Here is a 17,126-nt window from a genome sequence, read left to right on the forward strand (position 1 = left end):
GCGCGAGGGCAAGCGATCGGACCCGACGCCCAACTCGCGACATTAAAACGCAGTGCGTTGCCATAGGCACGTCGCAATGGCTATTAAGAGCTCCGTGGTGGTTCGTCACGGGCCTTGAAGCGATGAAGCGCCGGAAAAACCAAGCGCTGGAAAAAAGCAGATTGCGATACTCCCAACGATGATTGCGGCACTAAACGGCGCTTTTGACGATATCTCCAAGGCCGTGCGGTTGCACCGGGTCTGGGTCGCGCTCGCCCATGAGGACATCGGCGACCAGCACAGGCGCACGACCCTGGGTCCGCTTTGGATGCTGGTCAATTATTTTGCTTTCGTCGGCACATTTGTCTTCGTTTTCGTGACCAAGGACGCCAGCGACCCAAGCTACATAGCCTATGTAGCCATCGGCATGCTGGTGTGGTTCTACCTCACCGAAACCATCACCATGAGCGTGTCACTCTTCCAGCGCGAAGCGAGCTTCATTCAAGGCACGACGCTGCCGTTGTTCGTGTATGTGATGCGATTGACGATGCAATGCATCATCCGGGCTGGTTATTCGTTGGCGGGTTGCGTTCTTATTCTGCTGCTGGCCGGTTACGGGATCAACACAAACTGGCTGCTGTCGTTGCTGGGTCTGTTGCTCATCATCGTGGCAACTCCTGCACTTGTCACGGTTTTTGCGTTCTTGGGCGCCTTCTTTCCCGATAGTGAGTTCATCGTTGGGAACCTGATGCGGGTGGGCATGTTCCTAACGCCGGTCTTCTGGGTCTACAGCGGGCAAGAGGGCGTTCAAAAATATGCCTATCATTGGAACCCGTTCACCTACTTCCTGGAGGGCGTGCGTGAGCCGATCACGACGGGCATCTTTCCGGCGCATGCGTTGACGGTGACAGGCTACGTTTGTCTCGGCGTTTGGGCCCTTGCGTTGCTGCTGCTGGGCCTTTATCGCAAGCGCATCGTTTTCCTGATCTGAGTTCCATGACCTCCATCAAACTGAACAATGTCAGCCTCGTTTATCGCCTGTTCGAAAAGTTGACGCTTTCGGCGCCTGGCCGGCGTCGGAGCGCTCTCGGCGGCAACATATCGAAGTCGGGCACCAAGCAGGTCGTGCAGGCGCTCGACGATGTCAGTTTCGAACTCAAGGCGGGCGACCGGCTGGGGCTCGTCGGCCCGAATGGCGCCGGCAAGACCACCCTGCTCAAGGTTCTCTACGGAATCTACCAGCCATCGGGCGGCACGATATCGATCGCGGGCAAGGTCGATGCCTTGTTCAACATCAGCATAGGTTTTCGGCCCGAGGCCACCGGGCGCAGAAACATCGTGCTGAGGGGGCTGATCAGCGGTTGGACGCTGGCCGAAATCGAAGAGAAGATGGAAGAAATCATCGATTTCAGCGAGCTGGGCGATTTCATCGACCTGCCGTTCAAGGCTTACAGCCAGGGCATGGCGGCACGGCTGGCGTTTGCAGCGGCGACCGCGCTCGAACCTGAAATTCTGCTGATGGATGAATGGATTGGCGCCGGCGACGCGTCATTCCAGGAAAAAGCCAAACGACGCATGGACGAATTGGCGGAAAAGGCCGGCATCATCGTGCTGGCCAGCCACGACGAGTCGCTCATCCAGCGCGTTTGCACGAAGAAGATGACGCTTCGAGCTGGCCGGGTAGAGTCGCTGACTTAACAGCGCCTCGTGATTGATCGGCCTCCTATCCTCGCCTGAGCGAAATTCGCCTTAGGTCGCCTGGAGCCTTTCCCGAGCGAATTGGCCATGGGGTGAGCTTAGTTTGTCGCGCCGCGACCAAGCGTGATTATCCTTTGCAGACCGCGGTAGATCGGCCTGAGGATCCTGAACGCTGTTGGCGATGTGGTCACGATCGATCTCTTGATCGAGAAGAGGAGGCCACGAAAGGACCTTGCCACTCCCAAGTTTCCGAATTCCGCTGGCGCTCCGTCCGCTAACAATGCCTGCAATTTGGCTTCCAACATGACGTAGTTGTGAGCCGCATTCCTCGCGGTCACCACGTGCCGGAAGGTGTATCCGGCGTCGATTGCGACATAGGCAATGATCCGCTCTATGGCGTGGACCAAACTCCCATCCCGATAATCCATCTTGGCGAAGTCGTCCCAGGCCCACTTATGTTCGAAAAGCTTCCTGAGAGCGGCAGGACGAAACCAGTACATTCCACCGTAAGGCGCCACCGGCGAATTGGCATCCAGATGCACGATCAGATTCAGCTGTTTGGCTATCTTTTGAACGTTATCCTTGTTGCCAAACCATGAGTTTCCCAGGGTCGGGTACCCGATATGAATCATCGGCGGCATGACAAGGCCAAGCGCCGGGTTGTTGGCAAAAAGCTCGAGCAAATTCGAGACATACCCAGGCGTATGAAGAAGGTTTTCAAGGGTGTGAAGCTTGAACAGCTCCCCCTTGGCGCCGTCTTGGGAAGATTGCTTGGAATGTATCCGGCAGATCAGGTCGTAACGGTCCTCGAGCACATAATCGCGGCACCCGATGAGGAGAGCGGAGGTATCCCTGCCGTCGTTCTCGACAACCAGAACGACGGCATTTCCGACGTTCTGCGCCTTTGCGATTGCTTGCTGGATCAACGCCTGCTTGTTTGCATTGTCGGTCGTGATGATCAGGTCGTAACCCTTCGGCACGTTTTCGGTGTAGCCTAGAATCTCGTCGATCATGTCGACGTGATATACGTGCGCGAGAACCGCTATCCGATAATCGTCCCAGTTCCTTTGCGGACCGACCTGTACATCCGGCAGGACGGAGAGCAACGCGGCGTTGCCATTTAGCGTACGAGGCGAGCCCAGGCGGCCAACGCTCTTCCATATCAGCGACAGATCGTAATCGGATTGGTTCTCTATGATCTCCAGCGCGCGCGGCAGATTGATGGCCTCGCGCTCGAGGAACAGCGTGTCATGAAAAAACAGCCGCTTCTTCAGGATCGGGCTGCGATCCTCCAGCGTTTTGTCCGGCTCCATCAGCACTGGATATGACGTCTTGTATCGTGCGGGATCGAGCAAAACCGAACAGGTATAGCCCAAGGCCTGGAAATGCCCTGTGAACACCGTCTCATGTTTCGCGATTGAGTCCATGTAGGAGTTGATGGGCCCCATCTGGGTCCAATAATCCCGAAACGCCTTTGACTGATGCAGGGACCGCCGCACCGCGATGAAATGGGAGTTGAGATGGAAGGGCAGCTCCGCTTTTCTGACGTCGATCGGATTAGGCCTCATCGCCCCGTGAGCGGAGATCCCCCAGAAATCACACTGACGCTGGTCCATCTCCGAGAACATTTCCGAGAAAGGGAAAATCGGCCCGTAGAAGGTGTGGTTGAAAAGCAAGATCTCATCGAAGTGCGAAAGCTCGTCCCACCCGATATGTTCGAGCGCAGTGCGATAGGCCCATACATCGAACCCTTTGTTCTCCCTGATCAGGAAGCTGTCGGCGGCCTCGGAAAGGCGAGATTCGGCCTCTTCGTCCACCGGACCGTTGCAAACCACCAAAACCTTCTCAACAAAAGGTTTGATCGATGCAATCAGGTGAAAATAATACTCATCTATCTTGCCGTGCTGGTCGTAGTAAAATGCGATAGCCAGACGCCTCATCGACGTATCTCTCTTTGGTGCATATAGCACTTGAAATTGGAGCGCCCCGATACCGGATCGAAAGAGGCGTTGGCCGCATCCTGCCACCCAGGCGTCATCGAGGGATGATGTCTCCGGGTCGTCTCGTCGAAGTCCGTGATATGGGCGCTATCCTGCAGAGGACATCAGGTGCACGCATTAGACCATTCGATGCCGATAAAAAAGGCCGGAGGGACGCGATCCTGTCCGGCGCAGACATGCGGCGTGCCAAATGACCCCTCACATCAGCCATGCAGAAGGTAACCGGAGTTACCTTCAAAGAAGCCTTGGGAATGGACAAGCGGCCTACCCCCTTGAAGACTCAGCGAGAACCGGCTCCCCCGTTGCAAGCACGCCGACGTTTTTGCGGCCGGCGACCCGAGACGAAAAGCGCTTGCCCCATTTGTTGACTGGATCTTCAACGAAATAATTGAGCAGGAAGGCAGACGGGATCACCAAGGCTAAAGTCATCGTCAGACTGAGTATGAAAGCAATCGTTGGACTCTCGACCATCCTTTGGATCGACCTCATGGTCGGAATGAGCACGACGATAAAAATGCTGTGAAGCAGATAGACCGAGTAACTGATTCTCCCCAGCCATGCCGAAACAGGATTGACGATCACAGCAACGGGGAGAAGGCCGAGCCCGATCACCAACGCACCAAACATCACCCCTTCCCAATAATACTTGTCGAATATCGCAACCTTATTTGCGGTGATTGCAAAAAACATCACAGGCACAAACGTCAGAAGCGCCAACCCAATCTGCTTCCTTTCCGGACGCTTTTCCAATATCGGCAACAGATAGAAAGCGATAAGCCCGAACGTAAAAATCGGAGCGCGATAAAGAATTGAATACAGGTAGTAATTGAATGGATCAGCAACAAATAAATTTATATTCATAAAGAAAAGAGTCGCTATGCATATAGAAACAAAAAATACAGAAACCGACAGAATTACACCTTTAGAAAATCGATACAACAAGGGGAATATCATGTAAAATACCATCTCCACTCCAACCGTCCAACCCGCCGGAACAATGGACGTCTGGTAGCCTGGAACCAGATTAAACAGAAATGTCATATTCAATAAGATCGATTTGCCATCGATCTTTACGCCGCTGAAATTGTGAATGCACATGACCAGGATAATCAAGTAAAATAGGGGAGCTATCCTGAAAAACCGACGAAGTGCGAACCCCAGAATCGGGCGAACTTCCCGATCATGAACCGGCATACTGAGGCAGAGTGAAAACGCACTCACCACGAAAAACAGCTCCACTCCCATGGTGCCGTTTACGACAAACAGATCGAGAAACGGTGCAACTTGAAGACGCGGCGATGGAAGCATCGCTACGTGCACAACGACGACCCAAATGGCTGCCAGCCCACGCAAGGCGTCCAGGAAGGGCACCCGATTCGGAGCTGCGTTGTACCTGCCTGCCAATTTAGGACCTCACGGAAAATTAGCAGCACCCCTACTTGGAACAAGGCGGCTACGCAACCTGTCGGCTTTGAGATGGCATCATTCCGGCTACGGCGCTCCGTTCAGGCCGGCGCCACTAACCCAATAAGGTCCGAATGTATCGAAGCGGCGATGTCACCCTCCACGACGTCGAAGCCTTCAGTGCCGCATTTTCATATTGAAAGCGTGCGTTTTCGGAGCGGAGACGTTCCGCCTCAGAGCGAAGACGCACAAGCTCCTCTGTCCGCCGTTCCGCCTCGGAGCGAAGGCGCACAAGCTCCTCTGTCTCCCGCGGCGCGTCGATCCTAGCGACATAGATGTTTCGCAACTCGCGCTCTGCCTTCTTCAAAAGATCGAAGTCGGAAGTCAAGCAAATCGGTGCACTCTTCGAGAGACTGACGTAGAACTCATGAAGACCGGTGAATACATTCGTTTGAAGAGACTGAACACCTGATTTGATGAAATTCAGGCCACGCAGCGTCTTGATGAGGTATTCAAAAAAGGCCGGCGTGAACTGCCATCCGTGCGTGTCAAGATAATCAGGCGTCGTTTGGGCTTCTTGGTACTTATCGAGGGCAGCGTCAGGTGAGTACAGGAACTTTAGATCGTCAAGCGTTGGCTCAACCCATACGATCGCGTCAGCCTTGGTGCAGATGGAATTCATGTGATCGAATACCACGCCGGCAGTATGACGCGTCCTCTTCTCCGCGTAGGCTTGAAGCGCCTGCCCAACGGTCGAGACGGGCCGCAGAGTGTCAAAGCAATACCGCTTGTCGGGGACAGCCAGAACCAGCACGCCGTCCGGCTTCAGAAGCGTTTCACAATCCTGGATGAAGCGCACGATGTCAGGAATATGCTCGATGACGTGTGAAGCTACAATGTAGTCATATCGGCTAGGTTTGCCGATGATATCCAGTAGTCCGCGACCGTCTGAAACGTAATCAACTTCCTCGATCTGCGAGGCATTGTCGTGATACTTCTTGCGAAGTGCCGGGCCATCAGCATGGTCAAATATCTCGACATTGTAGCCTTTGGACTTCGGCAAGAGGGGCGAATAGCTCGGCCCGACCTCCAGACCAAAGCCGTCCGAGTTGAGCATCGACAAAAGAGCTTCGTGTCTACCCAAGATGCAATTTCCCCCTGGTCCATTTGAGCGGCGAACCATAGACGGCGCGTCACGAGAATTCAATCAACCACACCAGGGGGCCGGCTGTTGCCGCGTCAGCCTACGCGGTGCTGGCTGCCTTATTCGTGAATTCGGGCCTCGCGGCGATAGTGCATGATCCTCGCCATGTCTGGCCTTTATCGGTTCCGACAGCCGTCGCGTTCGGCCTCGCCAGCTTCTATCTGATCGAGCGCCCCATCAACAAAGCAGCGTGGGTGGGTCGGCTGGCTGGTGTACAAAAAAGGAAACTGCCTGTTGCCCCAATGGTGGTCGCAAACCTGAAGACCGAGGCGGCCTAGACATCATTGGACGGGAGGCAAGCCGTCGTTGAGATGATCAGTCTCTCCCGGGCTCATTCTCCGGCACTCTCAAGCGCTGCCCCTAGCCTTCGCTTCAAAACAGCGCAGAATTCAAAAGTGTTGTGCGGCGTGGCATAGACCTGCTCCACGTCCAGCCCAATGAGGCCGAGATTGGCAAGTACCTCTATTCCCGAGCGGAAACTCTGGGGGGTGAATTGCCAAGCGTGCACGTCGATGTAGGCCCCGCCGGAATTGTCGTACCCGCTCATTGCCTGGGAGACGGTAGTCAGATCATGTCGAAATTTTGCTACCCCGTGATCTCCGGCCCAATGGCGTACCGGGTCATTATGCGTGGTTAGAGCTATGTGTTCGATGACGCTCTTTGCACTGTGAACTCTGTTGCCCCGAGCACCGATGAAATCGGCAATTGAGCTCTCTGGAATGAAATGATCGAAGCAGTAGCGCTTGTCCGGAATAATCAGAAGATATCTGCCCGTCGGCACTAGGATCCTCGTCACCTGGTTCAGATGGTAGATCAGATCCGGTTGATGCTCGATGCAGTGACAGCTCAGGCAAAAATCAAACTTCTCCCCCACGATACTCAAGTCGCCATTGCTGGAGACATAGTGAATATCGACTGGGCTAGAGGAAGGATAGCCGATCGCATCCGCCCTCTTGATCAGTCCCTGTTTGTCCATGACGTCGAAATATTTTACATTTCGACCACGCAGGGTTGGATTCGTGAAAGGCCCCAGTTCGAGGGACGATTCGCGACCAACAAGAGAAGCAAGCTCATTTCGGCTGAACTCTGGCGGAGCGGCGTCCATGTTGAATTCCTCGGTAAGTTCGACTTCATGTGGCACGCTTGGGATTCGCTGTAGCGGCCGCGCGTGAGGCTGAAATTCCACTGATGGATTAGTGGATTGGCGCCTGAGACGGATGATTCCAGAAAAGCGCTATTCTTTTCCGGCTATCGGCCTTTGCGCCGAGAATTTGGTCCTAGCACCGCCTTCATGCCGCGATAGACCGGCCTCAGAATTTTGAACAGGATAGGCACTCTGAACTTCAGAGAGCTTTTAATGGCAAAATTGAGTTCAGCCAGAGAGTGTTTCACTGTGGTCGGCGTGTCTCGCATCTGCATCGCTGACGCACCCAAGGGATAACCGGCGTTCTTCCACGCAGACAATAGTTCATAGTGCCGCTGAAAGTCGTTAAACGGCAAAGCGCCGACAAGCTTTTGCATCTTGAACTCGAGCATCGCATAGTTGTGCGCCGCCTGGTGCGCGCATACAATGTGCTGCGTTGTGTAACCCGCATCCTGGGCTGTATAGGCGATCAACCGCTCCAGCGCATGGGCCAAACCGCCATCGACATGATCCGGTTCAGCATTAAAGTCTTCCCATTTCCATTTGTGTTCGAACAGTTTGCGCAAGGCGCGCGGGCGGAACCAGAACATGGTTCCATAGGCAGCCACCGGAGTGGTGTCATCGAACTTGACGTCGATTTTCAACAGGCGCGCGATTTCCTCAACCTTAGGTCTGTTGGCGAACCAGACATGCCCCATGGTCGGATACGAAATATGGATCATCGGCGGAACGGCGACCCCAATCGACGGGTTGTCGTGAAACATGTCCAATACATTGTGCACGTAGCCGCTTGTATTCAGCAAGTTGTCGAGCACGTGCCGCTTGAACAGGTTGCCCCTTGACGACTGCACTTGAGGCGACTTCTTTGTATGCAAACGGCAGACGAGATCATAGCGATCGTCAATGAACAGATCGCGGAAGGAGATGAAAAGCGACGACATGTCGCGACCGCGGTTCTGTTCGACAACACGGACGATGGCCTTCTTCACGCCAGGGCGCTTTGCCAAGGCGGCTTCGATCTCGGCCTTCTTTTCCGGAGTGTTCGTGGTGGCAATGAAATCATAGGGAACCGGAATGTTCCCGGTAAGAGCCAGCAACTCGTCAAGCATATCGGTGTAGTAAATATGCGCGCAGACGGCCACCTTGCCGTAATCGGCAGCGGCATCATCGTCTTTGGTCCGCTTGTCGGGCAGGACGCTCATCAGCGCCGCATTGGTGTTGAGGTTCCTCAATTCCGAAGCGCGCAGAACATTGCGCCAAATCAAATTGACGTCGTATTCGGATACCTCTTTAAGTATCCGCAAAGCACGCGGCAAATCGACTGGGTTATGCTCCAAGAAAGTCGGATCATGAAAAAACAGATCTCGCTTTAACAGAGGAAAGCGATTGACGATTGTTTCGTCCACGTTAATAAATGCTGGGTAGTGTGAACCATAATCATCCGGATCAACATAAGCTTCAGCCGAATAGCCTAGATCTGTAAAATGCTTGGTAAACTGTGACTCGTGAAGCATAACGGCATCGACGTAAGTTTTTATCTCTGGTAGATTCTCCCAGTATCTTTTAAAAGCGGGTGATTCCAGCATATCTTTCCGAATAGCGACGAAGTACGTTTGGAGATGCCAAGGTAGGTAGCCCGTTCCGGTAAATGGGTTTGGGGTCATTTCCTTGTGGGCAGCACTGCCCCAGAAATCACAATTCCGCCCTTCCATTTCCGAAAACATTTCTGAAAAGGGGAAAAGAGGGCCGTAGCAAGTGTCGTTCAGCAGGATAAGTTCGTCATACTTGGAAAGCTCATCAAAGCCGATGGCTTCCATTCCGGCCGTGTATCCACCGACATCAAATCCCTCGTTCTCACGGATCAGGAGCTGATCACATACTTTCTCCACCGCGACTTCAGAATCCTTGGAGAGGTCTCCGTTGGAAACGACAACAATCCTCTCCACGAACTCTCGCAACTTTTCGAGCAGAAAGATGACATAGTCATCCACAATTCCGCGTTCGGCGTTAAGATGAAATACGGCAATACGATGCACCTTGACGCTCCTACAATCTATACCGTAACTTGATATCCATAGTTAATACCTCAAATTCTCTATTCATTATACTGATATTTTTTGTTTTAATATTACCCTCGCACCGCGATAAAATGGCCTTATTATTGTAAAAAAGATAGGCATTCTAAACTTCAGAGAGTTTTTTAGCGCTAGATTTAGTTTAGCCAGAGATTGTTTTACTGATGACGGCCGCACTGGCGGCGGCGCCGACAAGAGATAACCGGCCTTCTTCCATTCAGACAACATATAGCACTGATTCAGGAACTCGGCCGATGGCATCATGCTTGCAAGCTTTTGCAGCTTGAACTCCAGCATCGTGTAATCGTGCGCCGCTTGATGCGCGCACACAATGTGCTGCGTTGTGTAACCCGCATCCTGGGCCGCGTAGGCCATCAACCGCTCCAGCGCATGAGCCAAATCGCCGTCGTCAAAGTACGGTTCGGGATCGAACTCTTCCCATTTCCACTTGTGTTCGAACAATTTGCGCAAGGCGAGCGGCCGGAACCAGAACATGCCGCCATAGGCAGCCACCGGGGTGGTGTCATCGAACTTGACGTCGATCTTCAACAGGCGCGCGGTTTCCTCAACCCTGGCCTTGTTGCCAAACCATGAGTGCCCCATGGTTGGAAATGAGATATGGATCATCGGCGGAATGGCGAACCCAATCGACGGGTTGTCGTGAAACATGTCCAATACATTGTGCACGTAGCCGCTTGTATTCAGCAGATTGTCAAACATATGCCGCTTGAAAAGGTTGCCCTTCGACGCCTGCACCTGAGGCGTTTTTTTGCTATGCAAACGGCAGACGAGATCATAGCGATCGTCGACGAACAGATCGCGCGAGGAAATGAAAAACGCCGACATGTCGCGACCGCGGTTCTGTTCGACAACGCGGACGATGGCCTTCTTCACGCCAGGGCGCTTTGCCAAGGCGGCTTCGATCTCGGCCTTCTTTTCCGGCGTATCCGTGGTGGCAATGAAGTCATAGGGAACCGGAATGTTCCCGGTCAGAGCCAGCATCTCGTCAAGCATATCGGTGTAGTAAATATGCGCGCAGACGGCCACCTTGCCGTAGTCGGCAGCAGCGTCGTCATCCTTGATCCGCTTGTCGGGCAGGACGCTCATCAACGCCGCATTGGTGTTGAGGTTCCTCAATTCCGAAGCGCGCAGAACATTGCGCCAAATCAAATTGACGTCGTAGTCGGATGTCTCTTTAAGTATCCGCAAGGCACGCGGCAGATCGACGGCATTGTGCTCCAAGAAAATCGGATCATGAAAAAACAGACGTCGCTTTAGCAGAGGAAAGCGATTGATGATTGTTTCATCCACATCAATAAATGCTGGGTAGTGTGAACCATAATCATCTGGATCAACATAAGCTTCAGCCGAATAGCCTAGATCTGTAAAATGCTTGGTAAACTGCGACTCATGAAGCATAACGGCATCGACGTAAGTTTTTATCTCTGGTAGATTCTCCCAGTATCTTTTGAAGGCGCGTGATTTCAGCATAACTTTCCGAATAGCGACAAAGTACGTTTGGAGATGCCAAGGTAGGTAGCCCGTTCCGGTAAATGGGTTTGGGGTCATTTCCTTGTGGGCAGCACTGCCCCAGAAATCACAATTCCGCCCTTCCATTTCCGAAAACATTTCTGAAAAGGGGAAAAGAGGGCCGTAGCAAGTGTCGTTCAGCAGGATAAGTTCGTCATACTTGGAAAGCTCATCAAAGCCGATGGCTTCCATTCCGGCCTTGTACCCACCGACATCAAATCCCTCGTTCTCACGGATCAGGAGCTGATCACATACTTTTGCCACCGCGACTTCAGAATGTTTTGAAAGATTGCCGTTGGAGACAACAACAATTCTCTCAACCAATTCTCCCAGCTTCGTCAGTAAAAATATGACATAGTCGTCCGCGATGCCGCGTTCATTATACAGCGAAAACACAGCAACACGGCGCAATACAGAGCTCATTCCTCGTCCCCTCAAGAAATCCAGATTTGCCAAGCCCGTTCTGGATGTAGGGCCCCAATTCTAACCGAGCCGCGAATCTATCCATTCGGAAAGCTGGTCGATCCCCTCGCCCACACTTTTCAAAGGTCGCCAATCCAGTTCGCGGACCGTCCTGTCGATGTTGGCGACAGCGCACCGCACGTCGCCGTTGCGGAACATGCCGTTGACATGCGGCTCCGGCGCCCCATACCGCTTTGCGATGATCCTCGCCAGTTCGAGAACCGTCGTCTTGTAGCCAGTTCCGACATCATAGGCGAAGGATTGCGACAGATCTGTTCTCGTGGCCTTGTCGATCGCCGAGGCGACATCGTCGATGAAGACGAAATCCCTTCCGATATCCCCGTCTTCGTAGATCGGGATGCTCTTGCCTTCCTTGGCCATCCTGATGAACAACGACACAATTCCCGTGTAGCTGTTCGTCAAGGACTGGCCAGGGCCGTATACGTTCTGGAGGCGGAGCACGTTGACGGTTGTACCGAACGAAAGCGCCCAGGCTCGCAATATCTGTTCCTGGGTTAGTTTGGTGGCTCCGTAGATGCTGGTTGGATTCGGTATCGTTTTTTCCGCGTCCATCGGCAGAGGCTCGAGCCCAGGGAAATCCCACTCCGCGCGTTCAAGCTGCTGCTTCGATCTCTGACCCGGATAGGTTACCTCTCCTGGATTTCTCGACCGCCATGCCCCTTCTCCGTAGACGGCGCGGCTCGAAGCCAGGACAAAGCGCTCGGGAACATGCGATACCGTGGCGAAGGCATCCAACATGCGGGTTGTGCCGAGGACATTTGCTATCGCGTGGCGAGAGGCCTCTGTGAGCGACTGTCCCGTGCCGGTTTCAGCGGCCAGATGCACCACAACTTCAGGTCGGGCGGTTTCCAATGCCTGCGCCCAGGTGGAAGCCTCCGTCACATCGGCAACCATGAGCTCAACGCGAGGATCAAGTTCGGCAGGGCGCTTTCGCTCAGCGTGAATCTGCGGATGCAAACTGTCGATGACAACTACGCGATCGAAGCGATCTGCCAATTTGGTGGACAACGCGCATCCAATGAATCCGGCCCCACCGGTAACCATACATGTCTTGGACATTCAAGCAGCATTCCGTGTTCCATTAACCAGGCTGTTCGTTATCAGCGTCAACCTCATTTGAACAGGCACAGAGCATCTCTCCGGTGGAATTGGATTTGAGGTGTCGCATTCGGGCAGCCACGCCCAAATGCCAAGCGCTAGTCCGGTTCCGCGGTCCATTTTCGATAGCCAAACTCGCCAGCCGACAACAGAACATCGCCCAGAAGGGTGATAATCCGATGCGTAACCGCAACGGCGGTGGCCGCAGCCGCCGGTATGCCGATCGACGAAAGGCCCGCGATGAAAACCGCTTCTCTCACACCCAAACCGCCGGGAGCCCCGGGCACAACAAAACCAAGCAACCAGCCGGCGGCTGAGACCCCGATGACCATCTGCCACTCGATCGTGGGTCCGTACAGCACATGGACAAGGAGGACCACGATCAAGCCATTGGCAAGGAAAAACAGGCCGTAGCAGGCGACGCTGATCGCAGCCATCGAAAATGCGAGGTGTTTTCGGCTCTGCTTGAAATATCGGCCCGCAACGAGGGGGCCCAGCATAAGGGCCGCCAAGCCGGCGCCAATATAGACTGCTGATGCCAGATAGCGGCTTATTCCGTAGTCCTCGCCGATCTTGAGCAGGAAGGAGAAGGAGAAAAGCAGGGCCACGCTTCCGGAAGCGAGGACCATCAAAACGATCTCCATCACCTGCGCGTAAGAAAGCGCATCCTTTGCGGCACCATATCGGGCCGCCAGGACGAAGCGTCCGACGAGATGGATGACGTTGGTCGGCAGATACTTGTAGACTTGGGTGCGCGCGAAGACGCGCATTGCACGGACCGCGGAGATTGCCCTTTCTCCGACCGAAACCAACAGGGTGAACCAGGCGAGCCCCACAAGCTGCAGCGCGAGCGCATAGAGAAGCGCACAGGACACGACCACGACAACGAACCGAGGACGCTGCAGCATCTCGGCGAGCTGATCGGCGTATCCGTAGACGGAGCGTATGACAAAATACATTGCCGCAATGGCAATGACGGCACCGCCGGCACGAATGATCCTAGAGTTCGGCACGAGCGCCGATCGGCTTCACAGGCAGCCTGCCGTCGGAACTCGCAATTTCGGCGACAATGCCCGGGTCGCGATTGCCACGAGTCGCAACAATCAACTCGGCGACCATGCCAAACAGCGTGAACTGCACCCCGACGATCATCAAGAGCGTCGAAACTAGCAGCAACGGACGGCCGCCAATGGCTTCACCGCCAAACCACCGCGCACAGAGAAACAGGAAAATCAGGAAGCCAATCGAGAAGACGGCCACACCCAAGCCACCGAAAAGATGGCCGGGGCGCGAGTTGAACTTCGTGATGGTCACGACTGTGAGCAAGTCCAGGAAGCCCTTCAGCAGGCGACCAACCCCATATTTGGATTTTCCAAATCGGCGCGGGTGGTGCTGGACGACGATCTCACTGACCTTGAAACCAGTCGCGTAGGCCAAGGCTGGAACGAAGCGATGAAGCTCGCCATAGAGGCGAATGTTGTCAAAGACCTCGGAGCGATAGGCTTTGAAGCCGCAGTTGAAATCGTGCAGGCTGACGCCGGTGACCTTGGCCGTCACTCGATTGAACAGCTTTGAAGGCAGCGTCTTGCCGAGCGGATCGTGGCGCACCTGCTTCCATCCCGAAACGACATCTGAGCCGGCTCGGATTTCGTCCAGAAAACGTGAAATTTCCTTCGGGTCGTCTTGCAGGTCTCCATCCATCGTGACGATGATATTGCCCGACGCATTGGAGATCCCTGCCTGGAGCGCGGCGGCCTTGCCGAAATTCCTCCGAAGCCGAACGCCCTTTACATGGGGGTAAGCCCTGGTGGCGGCCAGAATCTCCTTCCAGGTATTGTCCCGGCTCCCGTCGTCAACAAAGATGACCTCCTTGAGCGAGGCGGCATCGATCTGCTCGAAGGCCGCCTCGATCTGGCCGATCAAAGCCTGAACAGTGTCTTGCTCGTCCTTTACAGGCACCAGTATCGAGACTGTCTGCACGTCAGGCCCTCTGCGTCAAAATGGAGGTCTGGCTGGGGAATGGCAATGCAGGCGCAAGCCCCCGTGTCACGCGCTCCTGCAGGCCGCAGGAATTGATGGCCTGGCGATATTCGGGCCTGTTGCTGTTGTCGAACAGAATCATGCCGCCCGGAGACAGGCGGCGAACCGACTTCGCCAAGCAGGAAACCCTGGCCCGGCCGTCGATCACAATGAGGTCGAAGGTGCCGTCGACCCGGTCAATCGATGACACGTATTGATCGAACGAACATTGCGTATATCCCTTTCGATTGGACCTGGCCTTGCTGGAGGCGGAAGCGGCTACCGGCTCCACAACCCGCACGGCGATGTTGGGATAGGCGCCAAAAATGCCACCCATGGTTTGCGCGAACGGAGCGTCATGCTCGACGGAATCGACAGAGCCGCTTCGTTTCGCCAACCAAACTGTGCTGGCGCCGGCACCAAATTCGTAAACGCGAGCCTTGTGATTGCGCGAGGCCAGAAAACTGTTCACGGCATCAATCGCGGAGAATGTCCACCACGGCATGTCAAGCCGAACCAGGTCAGCGCTGTCGTATATGCCGAACAGACTTCTGATCCAGAGGGCAAAGCGGTTGTTCGACCGCTCCAACGCCGCAAGCAATCCGCAGCGCTCAGCTATTTTCCGGGCGAATCTTACCACGCTTACATAGGTGCTTTTCAAAACTGGAATCCAACCCCGGGTGCCTGCAATCTCGTCCACCCGGACGGCGTGAGCAAAACCGCATATATCGATCGAGAGGCGGGGCTAGCCGGTACGCGTCGAAGATCGACGTAGCCACTCCAGCCATAGTCGTCACGTCCGCGCCCGAGGAACTTTGCCACGTCCGGCCGATGCCCTCCTCCCAACCCCAACCCCACGACCGTTCCCGTGCCGTCAACGAAGGCGATGCAGCGGTAGGTGGAAAGAATATCGCTGCTCAGCAGTGGCGGCCATCTGTTCGACGTATCCGCGACCCAGCCGAAGACGCGTCCCCACTGCGGATCTTCTATTTTGGACACGGCATCAATGTAGCCCGTCAAGCTGTTCGGCTGGGTGGGGATTGCCAGCTCGGCGCCGAGCGCGGGGCAGCCAAAATCCCTGCCGTCGAACGGGACATGATTGAATTTCTTCAGATTGTCCTCGAGAGCATAATACTGAGACCCAACGGGTGTAACGTATTGCATGAGGTCAGGATCTTTGACGCCGAGCGACAGCGCCAATGTTGCAAGATCTTTCCCTTCAGACCTGGTAAGGGCATCCGTCAACCGCGGCGTGCCGTTCTCCACAACTAGCGCGGCAGCGGCAGCGAACACGGCGATCGACAAACGACGATAGAAAGCTGCATGCCAGACTTGACAAGAGACTGCTCCAAACAGCCCAACCCAAAAAAGTGCCGGGATGGTAGCATACCTACTGGCCAAGGCTAACCCGAAGCCTCCTCCTCCTCCTGCATAATTTGATCTACCAATTGCCGCCAACCCGGCGGACATGACAGCATAGGCCATCAAAGCAATCCAAAAGGATAACCGAAACCTGCTTTCGTTAGGCCGCAAAATACAGAACCCCACGATCAGGACGGCTGCCGCGGTTCCGATTACGCCAAACCTAATCGCGGCTATTTCGGACGTCACGAGGCCGCCGCCGATGAATGTCAAACAGAACAGCGCAATTTGTATCGGATCGAAACTGTGTTCCGCCTGTTGAACGGTGATATTCAGCAAGATGAAGATCACATAGGCCATGCCGATCGCGAACACCGCGATCCCAAGCCGCCGTGTTTTGTCGGCGCAGATACCTTGGACGCCGACCACACACAATGCGGTCAGGCCCGTGCTGTAGAATTGCGCGGCTATAACAGCCAATGCAATCGCAGCCAGATAACCTAGCGGCATATCCTTTTCGGCCGACTGCCAAAAAGCCAACACAGCCAGCACGGTGAAGAGATTTGCGCCGATCCAGGCTACCCCACTCATCCCGAGAAAAAAATTGTGTGCGGCGAGTGGACTGAACACAAATACCGATACGGCTACCCCGACGACGAATGCTTCAAACCAGGACCGCGCAAAGAGCGAGAGCGCGCCTGAAAAAACCAACGCTATGAGAAGGGAGAACGTGGCAGCGATAGCCGAGAGGCCTAAATTATCCCCGCCTGTAAGATGGAAATTCAGCAGATAAAACAGTTTCGCGCCGGCAACGACGTGCTCATTCGACCTTGCGTACAGGTCCGACAGCGTTGGCAGCCCGTCCAGCGACGCGACCAGTGAAGAGAAAATGTCCCAGTAATCGTAATCCGGAACACCTCTCGCCTGCACCGTCAGGAGGAGCGCAACCACGAACACAGCGATCGGACCAACAAACGCAATTGCGAAAGCGGGGGTTGAACGGCTGACAGAGAGGGTGCGAACGGTGGCCGACATTAGTCCTGCGTTTGCTGCGTATTGCCCTTGCGTTGGCGTAGGTGGCACCTCGCACACACCGCCAGACTGCGCAACAAAAATTCGACGACTTGGCA

General features: G+C 54.6%; 14 protein-coding genes. 3 read left to right on the top strand and 11 right to left on the bottom strand.

Translation table 11 applies throughout. The features are described 5' to 3' along the window. The first annotated feature begins 178 nt into the window (after positions 1–178). Entirely contained in the window at positions 179–970 is a 792-nt protein-coding gene (locus AC07FD_RS03165; RefSeq protein WP_478348610.1) for an ABC transporter permease, read from the top strand. Between the two features lie 134 nt (positions 971–1,104). Further along, a complete protein-coding gene (locus AC07FD_RS03170; RefSeq protein ID WP_477226139.1) occupies positions 1,105–1,677 on the top strand; it encodes an ABC transporter ATP-binding protein in 573 nt (190 codons plus the stop codon). A 98-nt stretch (positions 1,678–1,775) separates the two neighbouring features. On the opposite strand, the gene AC07FD_RS03175 is transcribed toward AC07FD_RS03170, so the two are convergent. From AC07FD_RS03175 to AC07FD_RS03185, 3 genes are all read right to left on the bottom strand, one after another. Next, complete coding sequence (locus tag AC07FD_RS03175) at positions 1,776–3,617, bottom strand: rhamnan synthesis F family protein (protein ID WP_478348611.1); 1,842 nt, start codon at positions 3,615–3,617, stop codon at positions 1,776–1,778. A gap of 324 nt (positions 3,618–3,941) precedes the next feature. Next, complete coding sequence (locus AC07FD_RS03180; protein ID WP_478348612.1) at positions 3,942–5,081, bottom strand: acyltransferase family protein; 1,140 nt, start codon at positions 5,079–5,081, stop codon at positions 3,942–3,944. Between the two features lie 115 nt (positions 5,082–5,196). Further along, the gene (locus tag AC07FD_RS03185) at positions 5,197–6,225 is read right to left on the bottom strand and encodes a class I SAM-dependent methyltransferase (protein ID WP_478348613.1); all 1,029 of its coding nucleotides are present in this window, start codon (positions 6,223–6,225) and stop codon (positions 5,197–5,199) included. Positions 6,226–6,350: 125 nt separating this feature from the next. Between AC07FD_RS03185 and AC07FD_RS03190 the strand changes: the two genes are divergently transcribed. Then, positions 6,351–6,563, top strand: a complete 213-nt coding sequence (locus AC07FD_RS03190; protein ID WP_478348614.1) for a hypothetical protein — start codon at positions 6,351–6,353, stop codon at positions 6,561–6,563. A gap of 53 nt (positions 6,564–6,616) precedes the next feature. Here AC07FD_RS03190 and AC07FD_RS03195 read toward each other — a convergent pair whose 3' ends face one another. From AC07FD_RS03195 to AC07FD_RS03230, 8 genes are all read right to left on the bottom strand, one after another. Then, positions 6,617–7,390, bottom strand: coding sequence for a class I SAM-dependent methyltransferase (locus AC07FD_RS03195; protein WP_478348615.1), 774 nt, complete (start codon positions 7,388–7,390; stop codon positions 6,617–6,619). Between the two features lie 143 nt (positions 7,391–7,533). Then, positions 7,534–9,465, bottom strand: coding sequence for a rhamnan synthesis F family protein (locus tag AC07FD_RS03200; protein ID WP_478348616.1), 1,932 nt, complete (start codon positions 9,463–9,465; stop codon positions 7,534–7,536). 66 nt (positions 9,466–9,531) lie between these two features. Then, positions 9,532–11,457, bottom strand: a complete 1,926-nt coding sequence (locus tag AC07FD_RS03205) for a rhamnan synthesis F family protein (protein WP_478348617.1) — start codon at positions 11,455–11,457, stop codon at positions 9,532–9,534. A gap of 60 nt (positions 11,458–11,517) precedes the next feature. After that, on the bottom strand, positions 11,518–12,576 hold the full coding sequence (locus AC07FD_RS03210; protein WP_478348618.1) for an NAD-dependent epimerase/dehydratase family protein: 1,059 nt from the start codon (positions 12,574–12,576) through the stop codon (positions 11,518–11,520). A gap of 137 nt (positions 12,577–12,713) precedes the next feature. Continuing rightward, positions 12,714–13,628: a lysylphosphatidylglycerol synthase domain-containing protein gene (locus AC07FD_RS03215; protein ID WP_478348619.1), complete on the bottom strand. Its 915-nt coding sequence runs from the start codon at positions 13,626–13,628 to the stop codon at positions 12,714–12,716. Beyond that, positions 13,615–14,595 (bottom strand): glycosyltransferase family 2 protein, encoded by a 981-nt coding sequence (locus AC07FD_RS03220; RefSeq protein WP_478348620.1) that lies wholly within the window; start codon positions 14,593–14,595, stop codon positions 13,615–13,617. The genes AC07FD_RS03215 and AC07FD_RS03220 overlap by 14 nt, the downstream gene beginning before the upstream one ends. 1 nt (position 14,596) lies before the next feature. Next, entirely contained in the window at positions 14,597–15,295 is a 699-nt protein-coding gene (locus AC07FD_RS03225) for a class I SAM-dependent methyltransferase (protein WP_478348621.1), read from the bottom strand. Further along, complete coding sequence (locus AC07FD_RS03230) at positions 15,292–17,031, bottom strand: hypothetical protein (RefSeq protein WP_478348622.1); 1,740 nt, start codon at positions 17,029–17,031, stop codon at positions 15,292–15,294. The genes AC07FD_RS03225 and AC07FD_RS03230 overlap by 4 nt, the downstream gene beginning before the upstream one ends. Between the last annotated feature and the right edge of the window lie 95 nt (positions 17,032–17,126).

The sequence above is a fragment of the Mesorhizobium waitakense genome (genome assembly GCF_056431085.1).